The following is a 20,234-nucleotide window of genomic DNA, read 5'->3' as shown; positions in this document are numbered from 1 at the left end:
GGACGGCTGACGGCGGCTCAGGTGCCGCCGTTGAGCTTCACTTCCTTGACCGCCGCGTCCTTGACATCCCACTTGTCCAGGACGTCGGCGTACGAGCCCTTCTTGATCGCGAGTTCCACGGCGGCCTTGAGGGCGTCGCGGAGCTTCTCCTGGCCCTTGGGGACGGCGATGCCGTACGGGGCCGCCTTGAGGGGCGCGCCGCCGACCATCTGGAAGTCCTTGCCGCCCCCGGAGACCTTCACCGCGTACGCCGCGACGGGGTAGTCGCTGGATACGGCGTCCACGCCGCCGGTCCGCAGCCGGGTCTGCGCCTCGGAGTCGTTGTCGAACGCCTCGATCGAGATCGGCTCCTGGTCGTTCTTCTGGCAGGCCTTCGACTTGTCCTTGGCCAGGTCGTGCGAGACCGTGCCGCGCTGTACCGCGATCTTCTTGCCGCACAGCGTTTCCCAGCCGTCGACGCCGTTGGTCTTGCCCTTCTGGGTGTACAGCGAGACGCCGACGTTGAGGTAGTCGATGAAGTCGACGCCCTGGCCGATCTTCTTGCCGGTGTTGCTGTCGATGCCCTGCTGGCGCTCCTTGGTGTCCGTCATCGCCGACATCGCGATGTCGTAGCGCTTGGACTTCAGGCCGCCCATGAGGGTGTCGAAGGTGGCGTTGTTGAAGTTGAGCTTGATGCCCAGCAGCTTGCTCATCGCCGCCGCGAGGTCCGGGTCGATGCCCTTGACCACACCGTTCGAGCGGAATTCCACCGGCTTGTAGGTGATGTCCGAGCCGACCTGCAGGAAGCCCTTTTCCTGCACGTCCTTGGGCAGCAGTTTGAACAGCGGCGCATGGACGTTCCGGCTCTTCTGTGCCTCGCGCCGGGCGATCGCGGCGTCCGTCTGGTCGCCGCAGGCGCTGAGCACCATCAGCGAGGCGACGACCGCGGCCGCACCCGCCACGGCTTTACGGTGCCTGCCGGCGGCCGGGCGACGCGTGGTGCTTGCGGTCATGCTGATCCTCCTGCGGATGGAGAAGCCGACGTGACAAAGACGTGACAAAGGGGCCGTGCGCACCCCTTCGAGCGTCGCGACCTCGGTTGGTGACGGAATCTTGCCATCCGGACTCCGGTATTCGGACTGTCGTACAGGTCAAAATCGGATAACGGACGGGGAAGCGAAGGTGACGGCCTTGTGGCAGATGCGAAGCCGGCGTCCGGTGAGGCGCGAGGGGCGTTAGGTTCACTCCGGGTGTCTCGGAATCCGGACAGCAGACTCATGGCTCTTCTGCCCTTTTCGTCCATTTCGCCGTTATTGTCGGGCCTCTCAACCCGAGGGTAATGAATCTGACTCGTCGGGGCCTGCGCCCGTCGGGTAGAAAGGTGCGTTACACCCCTCATCCGGGGCTCAGGGCGCGTGTGCGGCGCGCCCGGCGTCCGTACCTCCCCCCGCGCGGCGGCCAACCGTCACGCAGGGCGCGGACGCGGTGCCCGCCCACCCCTTAACCAGGGAGTGGTCACCCTCAGCAGATTTACGAATAAAAGGGGTAAGACAAGTGGCAGCGGAGATCGTCAATCCCGCCAGCGACGGCAATACCGGCGCGGACGAAGGCACGGGCACGGCGCCCGACGGCACCTTCGATCCGGCCTTCGCGCTGCATCGCGGCGGCAAAATGGCCATTCAGGCCACCGTCCCGGTGCGTGACAAGGACGACCTGTCCCTCGCGTACACGCCGGGCGTCGCCAAGGTGTGCAGCGCCATCGCCGAGCAGCCCGAGCTCGTGCACGACTACACGTGGAAGTCCCAGGTCGTCGCGGTCGTCACGGACGGCACCGCGGTGCTGGGCCTGGGCGACATCGGCCCGGAGGCCTCCCTCCCCGTGATGGAGGGCAAGGCCATCCTGTTCAAGCAGTTCGGCGGCGTCGACGCGGTGCCGATCGCGCTCGGCACCACCGACACCGACGAGATCGTCGAGACCGTCGTCCGGATGGCCCCGTCCTTCGGCGGCGTCAACCTGGAGGACATCTCGGCGCCGCGGTGCTTCGAGATCGAGCGCCGGCTCCAGGAAGCCCTGGACATCCCCGTCTTCCACGACGACCAGCACGGCACCGCGGTCGTCACGCTCGCCGCGCTGCGCAACGCCGCGAAGCTCACCGACCGCTCGCTGGGGCAGCTGCGCGCGGTCATCTCCGGCGCCGGCGCGGCCGGGGTCGCCATCGCCAAGATCCTCATCGAGGCCGGCATCGGCGACGTCGCGGTCTGCGACCGCAAGGGCGTCGTCTCCGCGGACCGCGAGGACCTCACCGACGTCAAGCGCGAGCTGGCCGGCTTCACCAACAAGGCGAAGCTGACCGGGTCGCTGGAGCAGGCGCTGGACGGCGCCGACGTCTTCATCGGGGTCTCCGGCGGCACGGTGGCGGAGGCGGCGGTGGCCAAGATGGCGAAGAACTCGCTGATCTTCGCCATGGCCAACCCCACCCCCGAGATCCACCCCGACGTCGCGCACAAGTACGCGGCCGTGGTGGCCACCGGGCGCAGCGACTTCCCCAACCAGATCAACAACGTGCTCGCCTTCCCCGGCATCTTCGCCGGCGCCATGCAGGTGCGCGCGTCGCGGATCACGGAGGGCATGAAGCTCGCCGCCGCCGAGGCGCTGGCCGCCGTCGTCGCCGACGAGCTGAGCGCCGACCGGGTCATCCCCTCGCCGTTCGACGAGCGGGTCGCCCCCGCCGTCACCGCCGCCGTGGCGGCCGCCGCCCGAGCCGAGGGCGTGGCACGCCGCTGAGCCACCGGGCGGCCCTTGCCGCCCACGCGCACGGGCCGGGCCCGCACCTTCCTCAGGGTGCGGGCCCGGCCCGTCGCGGTGTGCGACCTGATGAGGTGCGCGGCCGTTGTGCCGGTTTGCGGCCGGGTGGCGCGGCGCGTGTCACACCCGTGCGCGGTACCGCGGCGCCCGCCCGCGGCCTACGTTGGGATCATGTTTGCTGCCTATGCCGCCCGCATCGACCGTGACCAGCCGCTGAACGGCCTTGAGTTGGGGGAGCGCCCGGCCCCCGACGTACGCCCCGGCTGGACGACCGTCAACGTCAAGGCCGCCTCGCTCAACCACCACGACCTGTGGACGCTGCGCGGGGTGGGCATCACCGAGGACGCGCTGCCGATGATCCTCGGCTGCGACGCCGCCGGGATCGACGCGGACGGCAACGAGGTCGTGCTGCACTCCGTCATCGGCCAGACGGGTCACGGCGTCGGCCCCAAGGAGAAGCCCTCCATCCTCACCGAGCGCTACCAGGGCTCCTTCGCCGAGCAGGTCACCGTTCCCGCCTGGAACGTGCTGCCCAAGCCGAAGGAGCTGTCCTTCGAGGAGGCCGCCTGCCTGCCGACCGCCTGGCTGACCGCGTACCGGATGCTGTTCACCAACGCGGGCGTACGGCCCGGCGACAGCGTGCTGGTGCAGGGCGCGGGCGGCGGCGTGGCGACCGCGGCGATCGTGCTGGGCGCCGCTGCCGGGCTGCGGGTCTTCGCCACCAGCCGCGACGAGGCCAAGCGCAAGCGCGCCCTGGAACTGGGCGCCGAGGCGGTGTTCGCCAGCGGCGAGCGGCTGCCGCAGCGGGTGGACGCGGTGATCGAGACGGTCGGCGCCGCCACCTGGTCGCACTCCGTCAGGTCGCTGCGCCCCGGCGGAACGCTCGTCATCTCCGGCGCGACCAGCGGTTTCACCCCCAAGAGCGGGGAGCTCAACCGGATCTTCTTCCTGGAGCTGAAGATCGTCGGCTCGACGATGGGCAGCAAGGAGGAACTGGCCGGCCTGCTCAGCTTCTGCGCCGCGAAGGGGATCCGCCCCGTGATCGACTCCACCCTGCCGCTGGACCGGGCCCCCGAGGGCTTCGCGAAGATGGCCGAGGGGGACCTGTTCGGCAAGATCGTCCTTACCGTCTGAATTCCGCTGCTTGGCGTGGCTTCCCGCGTGTTTGGCTGCGGCGCCGCGGTGGTTTCTCGCCGTTGCTCCCTCACGCCCTTCAGGCAGTGGGGGAGCAACGGCGAACAACACGCATGGCGGGACAGCCGACAACGTACGCGGCGTCGCACAGCGCGCAACGGTGGGAAACCCCCGCGGCGGGACGGCCCAGTGCGTACGCGGCGCCGCTAAGCGCAGCGGAACGTGGGGCGGGGCAGGTACTCCAGGAGTTGGGCCAGGCGGTCGGCGCGGGAGCGGCCGAGGGCGCGCCAGGGGCCGGCCGCGAGCCGGTCCGTCAGGCGCTCGATGGTCTGGCGTTCTTCACGGGCGCGTGCGGTCGCGCTGCCGTCCGGGGCGATCCAGCCGCGCGCGGCGAGGCGATGGCGGGCGTCGCTCCGCTCCTGTGCGCTCCAGCCGCGCCCGGCGAACCCGGCGTCGGGCGCGGTCCCGATCGCCGCGCACGACACCAGCGCCTCGCACGGGTCCAGTCCGCACGTCAGCAGCGCCGCCACCCGGCCGTCGCCGCGGTGCTCCCGGATGACGCTGGCGGCCTGCCAGAGGACCAGGTGGGGGGCCTCCGGCCAGGGCAGGTCGCGGTTGGCGGCGGCCAGCGGGCGGCCGGCCGGACCGGCGTTCTCGGCGGCCTGGCGCGCGAGCCGGGCCGCTTCCGTGAGCTGAGCGGTGGTCAGCCGGCCGTCGATGAGGGGGGTCAGTGCGCGGTCCATGGCCAGCAGCCGGGCGTCCAGCACCTTGGCCGGTTCCGCGACCGTCCAGATCTGCGGGACGTACCGGGCGACCAGGCGCGGGCTGAAGGTGTAGAACGTGGCGGTCACCAGCTCGGGCCCGGCGGCGCCGAGGGGAGCCGTCCGCCAGGCGAAGTAGCTGGGCCAGGGGGAGGCGACGTCGTAACCGAGGTCCGCCGCGACCTGACGGGCTTCGGGCGCGAAGTGCAGCATGGCGTGCAGTGGCTCCAGCAGATGCCACATCCGGCGGGCGACCGAAAGGTATTCCGACATCGCGTTACCTCTTGGGCTACGGGTGCGCGCGGACAGGGAGTTGACCGGGCTGGTCCTTAAGGGGCCGGAGCGCGGCCGCCGGCCGGCGGCGTGGGGAAGGGGCCCGTCGGAACCCCCGTGCCGGACGAAAAGCCGTGCGAAATAGTGACTTCCCCGATTACGGCGCGTGAATCCAGCGCGCAGAAGGCAACTCTGTGTAGTTGTCGGTGAGTTGGGGCCGTGCTGCGAGCCTGGTGGGCTCCTTGGGGGCGGGGGGGGGGTGCGCTTTCGGCCGCGGGGGCGGAGGGCGTGGCGGAGGGTGGGAGGGCCTGCGGCGGCGGGCTTCGGAGCCGGTATGCCGGCGAACCGGGCGCGCCGCTGTGGGCCTCGGGTGTGGGACTGCGGGCTACCGCTGCGGGGTCGTGGTGGGCGGATGCTGGTCCGGGTGTCGGAGGAGGGCGCCGATGTGCGCGGCGGTGGCCGACAGGCGGCGGTGCGCTTCGCTGAACTGCTCGGGCGTGACGCCGTGATCGCGGGCCGCGTCCCGCAGGTCGTCGCGGAAGCGGTCCAGCAGCCGGTCGAAGTCGCGGGCCGGGTCGCCGCTGACGGGCTCCTTCGCCCACTCGGGGGCAGGGGGCTCCGCGGACGCGGTGGGCTCCTGGGGGTGCTCGGTGTCCTCCTTGGAGAGGTCGATGCGTTCGACCGTCACCCTGGTGCCGTCGTCGGGGGTGTGCTCCCCGGTGGGCCGGTCCTCCGCGGGCCGTTCGCCGGTGAACCGGCCGACCTCCCGGGACACTTCGGACAACGCCTCCCGTACCACGCCCGACCAGTCGCCCGACCGCACCGCACCCTGGGCCTGCTCCTGGACCCGCCTGATGACCCGCTGGACCTCCTCACGCGCGAAGACCTGCGCCTCCCGGGCCTGCTTACGGGCGCGCTGGGCGTCCTGCCGGGCCCGCTTGCTCTCCTCCTTGGCCCGCCGGGCCTGTTCCTTCCACTCCTCCTTGGCGCGCCGGAACTCCTCCTTCGCCTGCCGCCAGGCCTCCTTGTCGCCGAACGGGGCGTCGAAGTAGTCCGCGGCCTCCGGGAACGGCCGTCCGGAGCCGCCGCGTCCGGCGCCCGCCGTGGCACCGTTCTTCGCGCCGCCGCCGTGCCCGCCCCCCGCGGACGCGCCCGCACGGGCCTGCTGCGCGGCCTCGCGCATCTCGCGGCGCAGATCGCGCGCCGAGCCGTTCACGTCCTCGCGGATGTCGGAGGCCAGCGCGGCGACCGACTCCCTTATCTCCAGTTCCAGATCGGCCAGTTCGCCGCCGCGGTCGGCGAGCTCGGCCCGACCGGCGTCGGTGATCGAATAGACCTTGCGGCCGCCCTCGGTCGCATGCGTCACCAGGCCCTCGGCCTCCAGCTTGGCCAGCCGCGGGTAGACCGTGCCGGCGGAGGGGGCGTAGAGGCCCTGGAAGCGCTCCTCCAGGAGGCGGATGATCTCGTAGCCGTGCCGCGGGGCCTCGTCCAGCAGCTTGAGGAGATAGAGGCGCAGGCGGCCATGGGCGAAGACGGGGGGCATGCTCAGAGCACCTTCTTCTCGGCGGGCGGGTCGGCGGGGGAGTCCTCGTAGGCGGGTCGGCGCAGCAGGGCCAGTGCGCCGGAGATCGTGGTGACCTTGAGGCGGCCGGTGCCCGCGCCCAGCGAGCCGGTGATCCTCTTGGCGCCCCACTGGCCGCTGACCCGGAGGTCGTCGAAGGCGTTGGAGACCGTGCCGGTCGTGGTGTTGGCCTCGACCCTGGCGTCGGCGGGGTCGGGCAGCCGGATGGCGACCTCGCCGGAGACCGTGGTGAGGGTGATGCCGGCGCCCTTGCCGGGGTCGAGGTCCAGGACCATGTCGCCGCTGACGGAGTCCGCGCGCACCGCGCCGCCCGCACCGTCGATCACCGTCAGATCGCCCGAGACGGAGTTGAACCGCAGGTCCCCCTGGAGCGACTGCGCCTCGACGTTGCCGGAGACCGTGTCCGCCCGCACCCCGCCGGTCAGGCCGACCAGCGTGATGTCGCCGGAGATGCCGCGGACGTCCGTACGCCCCGAGATGCCGGAGACCACCGCGCTGGCGCCGATCACCCCGACCTCGACCCGGGTGCCGGCCGGCACCGCCACCGAGACCACCGCGCTGCGCTGCCATCCCTTGCGGTCGAGGAACTTCATGAAGCCCTTCCAGGGCAGGTCCTCGTACGCGACGGACAGGGTGCCGTCGTCGAAGGAGACGGTCAGGGGCGGGCCGTGCAGCTCGCTGATCTCCAGGCGCGGGGGGCTGTCGTCGGAGGTGCCGACGACGTTGACCGTGCCGCCCACCAGGCGGACGTTGAGCCCGCGGACGGAGTCCGGGATCTCCAGCGTGCGTGGTTCGGTCACCTCGATCGGGTTCTGCGACCACGCGGTCCGGGCTGACATTCCTGGCCTCCCCTGGATAGCCGTGCAACGCAACATATCGCGTCCTCAGCAGACACGATATATCGCGGCTCCGGGAAGTCAAGCGGCCCCGACCCTGACCCGTCCCCTACTCGCCCCCTACGTCATCCCTGGTTTTCGTCCCCTACGTCTTCCCTGGTCCTCGTCCCTCGTCCGCCTACTCGTCGTCCTCGTCGTCCAGCCGCGCCAGCCAGGTGGCCAGCCGCTCCACCGGAACCTCGAAGTCCGGGTTCAGATCGACGAACGTGCGCAGCTGATCGGCCACCCACGCGAGGGTGACCTCCTCCTCGCCGCGCCGGTTCTCCAGCTCCTCGATGCCACGGTCAGTGAAATACACGCGCTCTCCACCAGGGGTCATGGGTCATTCCCGGCCAGGATAGGCAGGCCCACGGACCTCTCGCGCCCCAGCCGCCCGGGGGCTAGCCTGATCACCTGTCAGCGGTCCTGCGGCAATCGGGGAATTGCCGTCCAGGGGGAGCGGAGGCCGTGATGCACGATCGCGCACAGCGCATCGAACTGCCCGACGGGACGGAGGTCTGGGCCCGGGTCTCCCGGCTGGACGCCCCCGGCCTCGACGGGAGCGATCCCCTGCGCGGGGGCGAGGACGGGGACGGGGATTTCGAGGACGTCGGCGCCTGGGACGCGATGGGCGCCCGGGTCGAGGGGCTCCGCGAGGTGATCGGCGGGGTGGCCGCCAGCGTCCGCCAGGCCGCCGCCCGGGTCGCACCGCACGAGACCAGCGTGACCTTCGGTGTGGAGCTCTCCGCGAAACCGGGCAAGGCGGTCGCCCTGCTCGCCGACGGCGAAGCCAAGACGAACCTCTCCGTCACCCTCACCTGGCGGCAGGACCGGCAGGAACGGCAGGGCGGCCCGGACCGCGGTGGGGGCGCGCCGGCGGGCGCACCGCAGGCGCACCCCCCGGCCGCACCGCAGCCGGATCCGCCGGCCGGCCCCCCGGAGCCGGATGACACGGGCCGCTGATGGCGACCGTCGAGGGACGTACCGGTGACCGCGACGACCGCGCCCGGTACGCCCGGCTCCTGGAGCACGCCGGCCGCACCACCGTCGCGCTGCGCGCGGCGCCGGGCGCAGCCGACATCCGGCTGTGGGGCAGCGGTGTGCTGATCGCCCCGGGATGGGTGCTGACCTGCGCCCACGTCCTCGCGGCGAGCGACGGACGGCGCCGCGACACCGGCCCGGAGGGGGTCTTCGGGGTGGTGTTCGGCGGCCGGGTGGAGCCGGCCCGCCTGGTGTACGATCTGAGCCGGCCCGCCCCGGAGGCCGGCCCCGGCGCGGCCCGTGCCGATCTCGCCCTGGTGCGGCTGCTCGACGCGGAGGCCGGCCATCCGTGCGCCTGGCTGAGCGACCAGCCGGCGACGCTCCTGGAGGACGCCTACATCTTCCGCGGGCACGACCGGTCGGGCGCACAGGAGCAGCCCGGCGGGCACGAGCGGTCCGGCGGATGCGATACGCCGGCCGCCGAGGAACGCGTAGTACGTGAGTCGGCGGTGCGCGGGCCGGCCGGGGCGCCGGCCCCGTCCGCCGCCGTGGACCCGTTCATCGCCGTCCGTTTCGGCGCCCGGGACGCCCGGGGGCTCCAGTTCGGCAGCGATGTCCGGGTCACCCCCGGGGCGTCCGGCGGGCCGCTGATCGACTGTGACCGCGGCGAGGTCGTCGGCATCGTCAAGGGCCGCCACCAGCAGGACCACGTCGGCCTCGCGGTACCGGTCACCGCGCTGCGCGGGCTGGGCCCGGAGCATCTGGTGGCCGGTGCGGAAGGCCTCGGGCCCGAGCCGTACCACGCGCTGATGGGGCTGCACGACCGCTGGCACTGGGCCGGACAGGACCTCGCCCGGGCCGGCGGGCCGACCTGGTTCGACGCCCAGCACGCCATCATGGCGGGCCGCGGCCGCCTCTGGGGCGTCCAGGAGCGGCTGCAGGCCCTGGACCTGCTCGCCCGGCTGCCCGCACCGCGCGACCCGCTGCTCGTCGAGGCGGCGGTCGACGAGGCGCTGGAGCGCGGCGCCCGGCCCGGCGCCTGGTCGCTGCGCACCTGGCGGGACGGGCACGGCGCGCTCTACCAGGGCAGCGATCCGTACACGGAGCTCCGCGCCTTCGTGCACTACCTGCGGATCGTGGCCCAGCGGACCGCCGACGAGGTGCGGGACGTACCGGGCGAGGAGGCCGCCGCGATCCGCGAAGGCACGGCCAGGCTCGCGGAGTTCGTCCAGGCCAAGGCGGTCGTGCTGCAGCCGCAGGACCGCCGACGGATCGGGCCGGTGCGCCGCCGCCCGCGCTCCGTCCTCGTCGAGTTCGAGCCGCTCTTCTACGACGAGAACGGCCATGAGCTCTACAACTGGTCGGTCAGCGAGGGCTACGGCCGGGGGCAGTGGCTGCGGGTGGACGTCCAGGAGTCGGCCGGCGGGGTGCCGTTCGAGGAGGCCCGCGAGCAGGTGCTGCGGCGGCTCGGCGGGCGGCTGCTGCGGGCCGACGGGGACGCCGGGCCGGGCGCCCGGGTGCGCCTGGAGGTCGCCGTCCCCGAAGGGCGCTGGCACACCGCCGCCGGCCAGTGGGAGGTCGCCGCGTCGACCCGGCGCACCGCCCGGCGGCGGCCGGTGGGTCCCGGCCGTGCGGTGGTCCTGCGGGACCAGGGCCGGCGCGAGGAGGTCGATCCGGCCTGGCTGCGCCGCTGGCAGGGGATGACCGCCGTCCCCGCCCTGTCGGCGCTGCGCATCCCGCCCACGGGCGCCGGCGTGCGCCCCGGTGGCTCGGCCGAGACGATCTGGCGGCTGCTGGAGACGGCGGAGGACGGGGCGCTGCCCGCGCTGTGCCGGACGGTCGCCGACGGGTTCGGCCGGGACGCGGTCGGGGTGGCCCTGGACACCGGCTTCCCGGCCGGGCTGTGGCCGGCCCGCGGTCATGGCGAGGAGCGGGAGTGCGACGCCGCCTGCGAGGAATTCCACCGCGGCGTACGGGAGTTGCTCCAGGGCTCGGGCGGCCTGGTGCGGCTCCCCGAACTCGTCCGGCAGCTGCGCGCCAAGGCCGCCGAGGCGGCGGAGGAGGGCAGCCACTGGGCGCGTGACCTGATCCTCCTCTACGACGATCCGGAGGATCCGTTGCCCGCGCTCTTCCCGGACCGGCCCCAGGTGTCCCCCGGATGAGCGGGGGCAGCGCACGAGGGCGTGCGCCGGGTGGCCGATGCCGTGCCCCGGTCCCGTGCCCCCGCCCGGCGCGCAGCGCCCCGCCCGCGACCCGCGAGACCGGAAACCGCCCCGTGCGCTTCCGCGGGGATGGGTACTGTCATAGCTTCGTGGAAGACTTGTGCGTGGACGATGTGGCGCAACGGCGCGACGGCGCAGGGCAGTTCGGCGTGGCCGGGCTGCGGGCACGTGACGATGTGAGCGGGACGACGTGAGGACCCGCGCGGTGGCGCGATGACGTGACAGAAGGCCGTGACAGAAGGTATCGACCCGGGCCGGCGACGAGGAGTTCCGACGTGAGCGACTGGCTCATCTACCGTGGCGCGGGGGCACCGCACGACGGAATCGAGCACCTTCCGCCGCCGCCCCCCTGGCGTGATTTCGACGGCGGCCCCCTCGTGGCGCCGCCGGCCGCGCTCGACCCCGCCTCCGAGCGCAGGCTCGGTGTGCAGTACCGCGAGGCCAGCCACCACCGCCCCGGCGAGACCGAGCGCGAGCTGGTCAACGCCGCGCTCTACCTGCGCCGGCCGCTGCTGGTGACCGGCGCCCCGGGCAGCGGCAAGAGCACCCTCGCGCATTCGGTCGCGTACGAACTCGGCCTCGGCCGGGTGCTCAGCTGGCCGGTGGTCAGCCGCAGCACGCTCCGCGACGGCCTGTACGACTACGACGCCATCGGCCGGCTCCAGGACCTCCAGATCGCCCGCGCCGCCCCGTCGCCCGCCGCGGACGGCGGTGCCGGAGACACCGAGGACGGGGCCGGCGAACCGGGCGGCGGCATCGGCCGCTACATCCGTCTCGGCCCGCTGGGCACGGCCCTGTTGCCGGCCGCCCGGCCCCGGGTGCTGCTCGTCGACGAGCTCGACAAGAGCGACATCGACCTGCCCAACGACCTCCTCAACGTCCTGGAAGAAGGGGAGTTCAGGATTCCGGAGCTGGAGCGGCTGGCCGGATCGGCGCCCGAGGTGGAGGTGCTCACCGACGACGGCACGCAGGTGGCGGTCCGCGGCGGCCGGGTGCGCTGCCACGCCTTCCCCTTCATCGTCCTCACCAGCAACGGCGAGCGGGACTTCCCGGCGCCCCTGCTGCGCCGCTGCATCCACCTCCACATACCGGCGCCCGACAAGGAGCGGCTGGCCGCCATGGTGCGGGCCCACTTCGGCGAGGGCGCGGCCGAGCGCTACGAATCCGTGATCGACCGGTTCCTGGACCGCGAGCCCGGTGACGTGCGCGCCGTCGACCAGCTCTTCAACGCCATCCACCTCACGCAGAAGGCCGGCTGGACGGACCAGGACGAGGAGGAGACCCGGCGGCGACTGACGGCGGAGCTGATGCGGCCTCTCGATCGGACGAGGTGAGTGCGGTGCCCCTCGGGGAGCCCGGTCCAGGCCCCCTCGACGAGCTCGTCGCCCGGCTGACCGCGGCGGGGCTGCCGCCCGATGCCCGCGGGATGGCCGACGCCCTCTGGCTCGCCCAGTGGATCACCCCCGATCCCTCGCGGGCCGAGGGGACGGACGAGGGCGACGGGACGGCTGGGGCCGGCGGTGCTCACGGGTCCGGAGACACCGGTGCCGGCCGCCGCCCCGACGGCGCGGATCCGGTCACTTTCCGGGCGGGGCCTCCCGTCCCACCGGGCCTGACGGGCGGGCGGGGAGCGTCCCTCGACGGCGACGGCTCCCCGGACCCGGACGCCGGCCGGGCCGCGTCCGCCGCCGCGCTCCGGGAGGCCGCCCGGCGCCGCGTGGCGGAGCTGCTGCCCGCCCGGCACGAGCGGAGCACCGACCCGGACCGGCACCGCCTCGGCGAGGTCGCGGTCCCGATCGCCTCGGCGTTCCCCGGCCTCCTGCCGCTGCAGCGCGCCCTGCGGCCGGTCCAGCGGTACCGCCCGCCGGCCGCCCCGGCCCGCCACAAGCTGGACGAGCGGGCCACCGCCGAACTCTCCGCGCACGCCGAAATGGTCATCCCCGTGCTGCGTGGGGTGCACCGCCGCACGGCCGCGCTCCGGCTGCTGATGGACGGCTCCTCCTCGATGGCCGTATGGGAGCAGATGCTGCACGACCTGCGCCAGGTCTGCGAGCGTGTGGGCGCCTTCCGGGACGTCACGGTCCACTACCTCCACCCGCACGGCGCGGACGTCGGCGTCGCCGCGACCCCGGGCCCCGGCCGCCCGCTGCGCCCCGCCGACCAGCTGCACGACCCGACGGGCCACCACCTCACCCTCGTCGTCAGCGACTGCGCCGGCCCCCTCTGGCGCGACGGCCGGATGCAGCGGCTGCTCTACCGCTGGGCGGCCGACGCCCCGCTCGCCGTCGTCCAGCCGCTGCCGCAGCGGATGTGGGGACGGACGCTGCTGCCCGCCGTCGCGGGCACCCTGGTCCGGCGCCAGGGCCCGTACCAGCCCCTCGACTTCCGGCCCGCCCGGCGGCGGCGCCGGCCCGCCCCGGCCCCGGGCGCGGGGTCCGAGCCGCCGCGCGAGCGCGCCGTCCCGGTGCTCGCCGCCACCCCCTCCGCGCTGGGCTCCTGGGCCCGGCTGGCCGCCGCCGACGCCGGTCTCTCGCTGCGCGGCGCGGCCTCCGTCGTCCGGGCCGACCACGGCGCCGAGCCGCGGACCGGCCCGCCGCCCGCGCCCGGGAGCGGCGAACCGTCCCGGATGGTCCGGGAGTTCGACCGGCAGGCGTCGCCGGCCGCCCGGCTGCTCGCGGTGCACCTCTCCGCCGTGCCGCTCGCGCTGCCCGTCATCCAGCTCGTCCAGCGCGCGATGCTGCCCCAGACCGGGCCGGCCGAGCTGGCCGAGGTGCTGCTGAGCGGCCTGGTCGTGCAGGTCCCGGCGGAGGAGTCGCCACCGGGGGAGCACACCCCGGGCGCCGGCCCGCCGGAGGAGCAACCCGCCGCGACCGGCCCCTGGTACGACTTCGTGCCCGGTGTACGGGACGAACTGCTCGCCCGGCTGAGCGCGGGCGAGGCCGCGCTGGTGCTCAAGCACTGCTCGCTCTACATCGAGCGCACCTTCGGCCGCAGCGCCCGCAATTTTCCCGCGGTCGCGGTGGCCATGCTCTCCGGCAGCGGCCGGGAGCCGGAGACCGGCCGGGGTGCGGTCCCCGAACCGTTCGCCCGGGTCTCCGAACGCGTACTGCGCCGCTTCGAACCGGCGCTGCGCCCGCCCGACCGGCGGCCGTACGCCTCCGACGGCCCGGCGGCGGAGGGCGCCGCCCTCCTGGAGCGCTACGAACAGGACCGCGCCGTCCGCGACCTGATCGCGGCGGTCCGGCTGCTGCGGGCCGCCGCGGAACGCCTCCCACCGGCCGGCACGGACCTCGCCCGGGCCCTGCTGCACGCCTGGACCGAGTGGCGCCAGCCGGACGCCCTGGAGGAGGCGGAACGGGCGGTGCGCGCGGCGGAACGGGCCCTTTGCCGGGTGTCCCCCGCGGACACCGTGGGCGACGGCTCCGGCGACGGCTCCGGGGACGGCTCCGGGGACGACGACGCCGGTACGGCCGAGCGGACCCGGGTGCTGATCGTGCTCGGCCGGGTCGCCCACGCCCGTGCCCGGGAGCGCCGCGCCGCCGGTGACCCGGCCGGGGAACGCACCGCGCTCGCCGAGGCCGCCCGCCGACTGGACACCGCCTGCGGGCTGATGAGCCTGCTCGACCCCCGGGTCCTGGAGAGCATGGTGCTGCGCACCGAGGCCCTGCGCCGCCTGGCCGCCCTGCCGGGGGCGGCTGAGGTGCCCGACCCGACCGCGGCGCCGGACCCGACCGCGGCGCCCGACCCGCTCGACGAGGCGGAACGCTCGCTCACCGCCCTCCTCGACCGCTGGCCCAGCGGGCAGCAGGTGCCCGGTGAGGTCTACGCCGCCCGGGGCGGGGTGCTGCTCGACCAGGCCCGCCGGGCCGCCGCCCGCCGGCCCGAGGAACCCGGCGCGGCCCGTCCGGCGGAGGTGCTCGCGCTGCGCGCCGCCGACGACCTCGACACCGCGACCGTCCTGCTGCGCCGCCGCGGCAGCGACGCCGACCGCCTGGTGTGCCTCACGCTGCTCGACCTCGCGGCGGCCCGTCGGCTGGGCGGCGGCGCGGGGCTGCCGTCCGTGCTCCCCACCCTGGAGCGGGCCCGGGCGATCGCGCAGGCCCTCGGCGACCCGGCGCTGGAGGCCGACGGCCTGCGCCGGATCGCCGCCGCGCAGCGCGCCGTCCACACCCGTACCGGTGATCTCGCGGCCCTGGACGCGGCCGTCGACGCGCTGGCCGCCGCGCTCCGGCTGACCGCACCGGACACCCCCGAGCACAGCTCGCTGCTCGCCGAACGCGGTGCCGCGCTGCTGCTGCGGGCCCGCCAGGAGCCGGCCGAGGAGCCCGGCCGGCGACTGGCCGACGAGGCGGTGCACGTGCTGCGCGAGGCGCTGGCCCGGGTCGCGCCGCAGGACCCCGACCTCGGCAGTCACCGGCTGCTGTTCGGCCGGGCGCTGCGGCTGCGGCACGAGCGCCGGCCCTCGGTCGCCGATCTGCACGAGGCCGACTGGATCCTGGAGCTGGCCGCCCGGGGGGCCGGGGTGCCGGACGTGGTGGTCGCCGAGGCGTGGATCGAGGTCGGTGACGTGCAGCTGCTGCTGGACCGCCGGTTCGGCTCCCGCGAGCGCCACGACCGCGCCGCCGCCTGCTACCGCCGCGCCGCCGAGGCCGCCAGCCGGGCCGGCAGCGCCCTGCTGGCCGCCCGCGCCCACCACCGCCGGGGCGAGGTCCTGGAAGTCACCGCCGGTCCCCGCTCCGCACTCCAGGCCTACCGCGAGAGCTGGGAACACTGGCAGCGCACCGCCGCCGACCCCGGCCCCGAGGCGCAGCGCACCCGCGCCCGTATGCGCGCCCTCGAAGCCCCCGCCTGAGCCCCCGGCAGCCCCGGCCGGCCGCCCGGCCGCCGCCACCCGAACGTGTTTCCGTGGACGGGAGTCCGGGAACACCCCCGTCCAGCCGGCCAGAGGAGAGCAGCGTGGCGAACACCCCCCGCACCGAACCGGCTGCGGCCGCCCCCTTTGGGCCGTCGGCCGAGCCGCTGCCGGATTTCGGGGCGGTCGATGTGGGTGCCCTGCCCGAGATGACGCCCCATCCTGTGCTCCGGGAAGTGGCGGACCTGCTGCTCCGCAATTGGCTGCCGGAGGGCGAGGCAGTGGCCTATTACGACGACGGCCCTTCCCATGTGGGTCTTCGGCACTCTCCCCGCAACGATTGATTCTGGGCAACGGGTTAAAGAATTCAGCCAGTTATCGATCGGAATTGATTGCTTTTCCTGCGATGAGCCAGATATGGAGCAGCGGGCGTCGACGGGGTCTCGGGAACCTCGGCGGAGGCAGGGGGGCGGCGTCGTGGTGCGCAGAACCGACCGGGCCGCCGCGGCCCCCTTCCGGCAATTCGTGCTCAAACTGCACAGCCGGTGCAATCTGGCCTGCACGTACTGCTACCTCTACACCGGTCCGGACCGCAGCTGGCAGAGCCGGCCGCTGACCGTACGGCCGGACACCGTACGCCAGACCGCCCGTCGGATCGCCGAACACGTCAGCGCCCACCACCTCCCCGACATCCGCATCGATCTGCACGGTGGGGAGCCCTTGCTCACCGGACCGGGCCCGCTCATCGAGCAGGCGCAGGCCATCCGGGCGGCGGTCCCCGCGTCCTGTGCGGTGAGCTTCGGCGTCCAGACCAACGGCACCCTCCTCACCGCCGCGGGCCTGAACACCCTGGCCGACTCGGGATTCCTGGTCGGGCTCAGCCTGGACGGCGGCACCGCCGCACTGAACCACCGCCGGGTCGACCACGCGGGCCGGCCCTCCTGGCCGGCGGCCGCCCGCGCGGCCCGCTTACTGGCCGCCAGGCCCGACGCGTTCGCCGGCATCCTCTGCACCATCGACCTCGCCACCGATCCCGGGCAGGTCTACCGGAGCCTCGGCGCGTTGTCCCCGCCGATGCTCGACTTCCTGCTGCCGCACGCCAACTGGTCCAGCCCGCCGCCTCTCCCGGCCCCGCCCGCGGGCCGCACACCGTACGGCGACTGGCTCTGTACGGTGTTCGACCTGTGGTGGGACGGGCCGGCACCCGGGCCGCGGATACGGCTGTTCACCGAGATCATCGGGCTGCTGCTGGGGCGCCCCAGCTCCACCGAGGCGGTCGGACTGTCGCCGGTGGTCGCCCTGGTGGTGGACACCGACGGCACCATAGAGCAGGTGGACTCGCTCAAGTCCGCCTACGACGGTGCCGCCGCCACCGGCCTGGACGTCTTCCGGCACAGCTTCGACCAGGCCCTCGCCCACCCCGGCATGGCGGCCCGGCAACAGGGCCTGGCCGGACTCGGCGAGCAGTGCCGGGCCTGCCCGCTGGTGACGGTCTGCGGGGGCGGGAACTACGCCCACCGCTACCGCGACGCCGGCAGCGGTTTTCGCAACCCGTCCGTCTACTGCGCGGACCTGGAGCGGCTGATCCGCCACATCGCAAGCCGGGTCAACGCCGCGTTGGCGCCCAACTCGCGGCGTGCCGACATCAGCTGACGCACAGTCGACGAATCGGTGCACACTTGGGTTATCGTGCCAGCCAATCGCGCACGCATGACGTACCGCTAATCGCAGGGAGACGGTCGCATGGCCGATCAGACCGGTTCCGCCGGCTCCGCAGAACACGTCACGATCAGCTATGCAGGCTTCGCACGGCCCTGGGCCGCCTGGCTCTCGCACCAGCTGGAGCAGTTGAACTACGGCACGACCCTGCTGCGCTGGGACCCCCAAGCGGACACCGCGCTGACCGAGGAACTGTCCGGGCTGCTCCAGGCCGAGGGCCGGCTCCTCATGGTGCTGGACGACTGGTACTTCCGGCTGGGCCCCAAGACCCAGGACGAATGGACCACCGCCCTGCGGGAGGTGGTGCAACCGCACGCCGACCGGTTCGCGGCGGTGAGCGTCGCGACCCAGAGCCTGCCCGCCACGGCCTCTCTGCTGCGGCCCGCCGATCTCCGGGACCTCGACGCCCGCGAGGCCAACCGCCGGGTACGGAACCGGCTCGGCATCACCGCCACGGCCCCCGTGGGGCACGAACCGGTACCCGGCGCGCCCCGCTTCCCCAACGACCCGCCCGAGGTCTGGAACATCCCCCGCCGCAACAACCGCTTCACCGGCCGGGACGACGTCCTCGAAGAACTCCACCACAAGCTGGCCGGTTCCGGAGCCGCCGGTTCCGGCCCGCCGCAGGAGACCCGGATCGCGCTGTACGGCATCTCCGGCGTCGGCAAGAGCCAGATCGCGGCCGAGTACGCGCACCGCTTCGGCAACGACTACGACGTGGTGTGGTGGATCAGCGCCACCCACCGCGGCGCGGCCCGCGAGCAGCTCGCCGAGCTGGCCTCCCGGCTCGGGCTGCCGGTCGGCCAGGAGATCGGCGACCGGATCAGGGCGGTGCACGAGGCGCTGCGCACCGGACGTCCCTACCGCCGCTGGTTGCTGATCTTCGACAGCGCCGACGACATGGAGCAGATCGAGGATCTCGTCCCGGACGGCCGGGGCCACGTCCTGATCACCACGCTCACCCGCGACTGGTCCGGCTCCGGCAGCGCCCAGGAAATCGAGGTGCTGCCCTTCAACCGTGTCGAGAGCGTCGCCTACGCCCGGCGCCGCGCCCCGCGGCTGACGCCCAGGGACGCCGACGACCTGGCGGACGCGGTGCAGGACCTGCCGCTGCTGCTGGCGCAGACCGCCGCCTGGCTGGACGCCAACCCGATGCCGCCCAGGGAGTACATCGAACTGATCCGGCGCGGCGAGCCCAGTCTCGTCGGGATCCGCATCTCCACCGACTATCCGATGGCCTTCCAGACCAGTTGGGCCATAACCCTCAACACCCTCCGGGAACGCAGCCCGGCCGCGGTCGAACTCCTCAAACTGTTCGCCTTCTTCGCACCGGACGCCATCCCGGTGCCCAAACTGGCCAAGGCCCGCCGCGGCGACCTGCCCGAGCACCTGGCCGATCTCGCCGCCGAACCGATCAGCTGGAACACCGCGCTCCGCCGCCTGACCGAGTCCACCGCGGTACGCCTCGACTACCAGAACTCCCAGGACTCCGACCCGGCCGTCGAAACCGCGCAGATGCACCGGCTCTACCACCGCTTCCTGCGCAGCGACATGTCCGAGGACGAACGCGACAAGCTGTCCGCGACGGCCTGCCGGGTCCTGGTCTCGGCCGATCCGCAGAACCCGTTCGACACCCGCGAGTGGGACCGCTACGCCGAACTCATTCCGCACCTGGAGCCGGCCGGCGCCCTGGACAGTGCCGAACCCGCGGTACAGGGCCTGGTCATCAACTGCGTCGAATACCTCCGGGTGCGCGGCGAGTACCGCATGGGCCTCCGGCTGTGCGAACAGTTCATGTTCCGCTGGAAGAACCGGCTGGCACCCACCCATCGCACCATGCTCGTCCTGACCCACCAGCACGCCAACATGCTGCGCCGGCTGGGCCGGTACCGCGAGGCGGAGGCGGTCGGCAGCGCGATCGTGGACGAGCTGGAGGCCGAACGCGGCGAGGCCGACGCCGATCTGCTGCGGGCCAAGGACGGTCTGGCCGGCACGCTCATGACCCTCGGCGCGTACGAACGGGCCTGCGCTCTCTTCCAGGAGGTCGCCGGCCGGTACACCGAGCTGCTCGGCCCGGAGTCACCGCGCACGGTCGCCTCCCGCAACAACCTCGCCATCGCCCTGGGGCTGCTCGGGCGCTTCGAGGAAGCGCTGGACCTGCTCCGCGAGGTGGTCACGATCCGCGAGCGCGAGCTGCGCGCCCGCCACCACCTCACCCTCGGCACCGGCACCCTCTACGCCCGGATGCTGCGGCTGACCGGACGGTACCGCGACGCCGTCTCCCGCCAGGAGCTGAACGCCCGGCTGCACCGCCAGGTCATGGGACGCCACACCCCGCAGACCCTCCGGGCCGAGCACAATCTCGCCCTGTGCATGCGCCGCATGGGAGAGACCGCGCAGGCCGACGCGCTGCTGCCGGACGTGGTCGAACGCAGCAAGCGGGTCCTGGGGGCCCGGCACCCCGACACCCTCATGATGACGGCCGACCACGCCACGTTCCTGCGCGAACACGGCGACCTCGGGCGGGCCCGGGACCTGGCCGAGGAGGTCGCCGAGCGCTACCGCGCCCTGGTCGGGGACCAACACCCCTACGCCCTGGGCACCCTGGGCAACGTCGGGCTCGTCCGGTCGGAATTCGGTGAGCACGCCCAAGCCCTGGCCCTCGCGGAGGAAGCACTCGCCGGGATGACCGCGGCGGTGGGCCCCGACCACCCCTGGACCCTGGGGTGTGCGCTGAACGCGGCCGCGGCCCGCAACCGCGCCGACGACGAGGAAGGCGCCGTCGAGCTCGGCCGGGACATCGTGCGGCGGGCCGCGGAAGTACTCGGCGACACGCATCCGCTGACCCTGTCCGCCAAGACCGCGCTCGCCGACGATCTGCGGGCGCTGCGCCGCGCCAGGGACGCCGCCGAACTGGAGCAGGAAGCCGTCCAGCAGCTCAGCGAGACCCTGGGCGCCGAACACCCCCACACCGTCTCGGCCCGTCGCCGCCGCCGGCCGTACTGGGACTTCGAGCCGCAGCCGGTCTGACCGGAGCAGGCGGAAGGGCCC

General features: G+C 73.8%; 14 protein-coding genes. 9 read left to right on the top strand and 5 right to left on the bottom strand.

Features of this window, described 5'->3' with window-relative positions; all coding sequences use genetic code 11:
- Positions 1 to 17: 17 nt before the first annotated feature.
- Entirely contained in the window at positions 18 to 992 is a 975-nt protein-coding gene (locus AB0G35_RS10290) for an ABC transporter substrate-binding protein (RefSeq protein ID WP_360946786.1), read from the bottom strand.
- Between the two features lie 541 nt (positions 993 to 1,533).
- On the opposite strand from AB0G35_RS10290, the gene AB0G35_RS10285 reads away from it, so the two are divergent.
- Together AB0G35_RS10285 and AB0G35_RS10280 are read left to right on the top strand one after the other, a co-directional pair.
- Positions 1,534 to 2,763 (top strand): NADP-dependent malic enzyme, encoded by a 1,230-nt coding sequence (locus AB0G35_RS10285; RefSeq protein ID WP_360946784.1) that lies wholly within the window; start codon positions 1,534 to 1,536, stop codon positions 2,761 to 2,763.
- A 192-nt stretch (positions 2,764 to 2,955) separates the two neighbouring features.
- Entirely contained in the window at positions 2,956 to 3,918 is a 963-nt protein-coding gene (locus AB0G35_RS10280) for a zinc-binding dehydrogenase (RefSeq protein ID WP_360946782.1), read from the top strand.
- 206 nt (positions 3,919 to 4,124) lie between these two features.
- Here the strand turns inward: AB0G35_RS10280 and AB0G35_RS10275 are convergent, their stop codons facing one another.
- From AB0G35_RS10275 to AB0G35_RS10260, 4 genes are all read right to left on the bottom strand, one after another.
- Entirely contained in the window at positions 4,125 to 4,952 is an 828-nt protein-coding gene (locus AB0G35_RS10275) for a hypothetical protein (RefSeq protein WP_360946780.1), read from the bottom strand.
- A gap of 385 nt (positions 4,953 to 5,337) precedes the next feature.
- Entirely contained in the window at positions 5,338 to 6,495 is a 1,158-nt protein-coding gene (locus AB0G35_RS10270) for a helix-turn-helix transcriptional regulator (protein WP_360946778.1), read from the bottom strand.
- Between the two features lie 2 nt (positions 6,496 to 6,497).
- Positions 6,498 to 7,373, bottom strand: a complete 876-nt coding sequence (locus AB0G35_RS10265; RefSeq protein ID WP_360946776.1) for a DUF4097 family beta strand repeat-containing protein — start codon at positions 7,371 to 7,373, stop codon at positions 6,498 to 6,500.
- 175 nt (positions 7,374 to 7,548) lie between these two features.
- Complete coding sequence (locus AB0G35_RS10260; RefSeq protein WP_030415955.1) at positions 7,549 to 7,728, bottom strand: DUF6104 family protein; 180 nt, start codon at positions 7,726 to 7,728, stop codon at positions 7,549 to 7,551.
- Between the two features lie 152 nt (positions 7,729 to 7,880).
- On the opposite strand from AB0G35_RS10260, the gene AB0G35_RS10255 reads away from it, so the two are divergent.
- The 7 genes from AB0G35_RS10255 to fxsT all read left to right on the top strand — a co-directional run bounded on the left by AB0G35_RS10255 (position 7,881) and on the right by fxsT (position 20,213).
- On the top strand, positions 7,881 to 8,372 hold the full coding sequence (locus AB0G35_RS10255) for a CU044_2847 family protein (protein ID WP_360946774.1): 492 nt from the start codon (positions 7,881 to 7,883) through the stop codon (positions 8,370 to 8,372).
- On the top strand, positions 8,372 to 10,552 hold the full coding sequence (locus tag AB0G35_RS10250; protein ID WP_360946772.1) for a trypsin-like peptidase domain-containing protein: 2,181 nt from the start codon (positions 8,372 to 8,374) through the stop codon (positions 10,550 to 10,552). The genes AB0G35_RS10255 and AB0G35_RS10250 overlap by 1 nt, the downstream gene beginning before the upstream one ends.
- Before the next feature lie 335 nt (positions 10,553 to 10,887).
- Complete coding sequence (locus AB0G35_RS10245) at positions 10,888 to 11,946, top strand: MoxR family ATPase (RefSeq protein WP_360946770.1); 1,059 nt, start codon at positions 10,888 to 10,890, stop codon at positions 11,944 to 11,946.
- A gap of 5 nt (positions 11,947 to 11,951) precedes the next feature.
- Entirely contained in the window at positions 11,952 to 15,464 is a 3,513-nt protein-coding gene (locus tag AB0G35_RS10240) for an SAV_2336 N-terminal domain-related protein (protein ID WP_360946768.1), read from the top strand.
- Between the two features lie 104 nt (positions 15,465 to 15,568).
- Complete coding sequence (locus AB0G35_RS10235; RefSeq protein WP_360946766.1) at positions 15,569 to 15,808, top strand: YxD-tail cyclophane-containing RiPP peptide; 240 nt, start codon at positions 15,569 to 15,571, stop codon at positions 15,806 to 15,808.
- A 133-nt stretch (positions 15,809 to 15,941) separates the two neighbouring features.
- Positions 15,942 to 17,117, top strand: a complete 1,176-nt coding sequence (locus AB0G35_RS10230) for an FxsB family cyclophane-forming radical SAM/SPASM peptide maturase (RefSeq protein ID WP_360946764.1) — start codon at positions 15,942 to 15,944, stop codon at positions 17,115 to 17,117.
- A gap of 90 nt (positions 17,118 to 17,207) precedes the next feature.
- Positions 17,208 to 20,213: an FxSxx-COOH system tetratricopeptide repeat protein gene (gene fxsT / locus AB0G35_RS10225; protein WP_360946762.1), complete on the top strand. Its 3,006-nt coding sequence runs from the start codon at positions 17,208 to 17,210 to the stop codon at positions 20,211 to 20,213.
- Positions 20,214 to 20,234 lie beyond the last annotated feature (21 nt).

The organism is Streptomyces sp. NPDC021749 (assembly GCF_040640655.1).
Classification (GTDB): domain Bacteria; phylum Actinomycetota; class Actinomycetes; order Streptomycetales; family Streptomycetaceae; genus Streptomyces.
This window is presented reverse-complemented; position numbering and strand designations above follow the sequence as displayed.

Bases quoted from the DNA above. Each gene is read 5' to 3' on its own strand.
- AB0G35_RS10290 (WP_360946786.1), bottom strand. From the start codon at position 992: ATGACCGCAAGCACCACGCGTCGCCCGGCCGCCGGCAGGCACCGTAAA.
- AB0G35_RS10280 (WP_360946782.1), top strand. From the start codon at position 2,956: ATGTTTGCTGCCTATGCCGCCCGCATCGACCGTGACCAGCCGCTGAAC.
- AB0G35_RS10275 (WP_360946780.1), bottom strand. From the start codon at position 4,952: ATGTCGGAATACCTTTCGGTCGCCCGCCGGATGTGGCATCTGCTGGAG.
- AB0G35_RS10270 (WP_360946778.1), bottom strand. From the start codon at position 6,495: ATGCCCCCCGTCTTCGCCCATGGCCGCCTGCGCCTCTATCTCCTCAAG.
- AB0G35_RS10265 (WP_360946776.1), bottom strand. From the start codon at position 7,373: ATGTCAGCCCGGACCGCGTGGTCGCAGAACCCGATCGAGGTGACCGAA.
- AB0G35_RS10255 (WP_360946774.1), top strand. From the start codon at position 7,881: ATGCACGATCGCGCACAGCGCATCGAACTGCCCGACGGGACGGAGGTC.
- AB0G35_RS10250 (WP_360946772.1), top strand. From the start codon at position 8,372: ATGGCGACCGTCGAGGGACGTACCGGTGACCGCGACGACCGCGCCCGG.
- fxsT (WP_360946762.1), top strand. From the start codon at position 17,208: ATGGCCGATCAGACCGGTTCCGCCGGCTCCGCAGAACACGTCACGATC.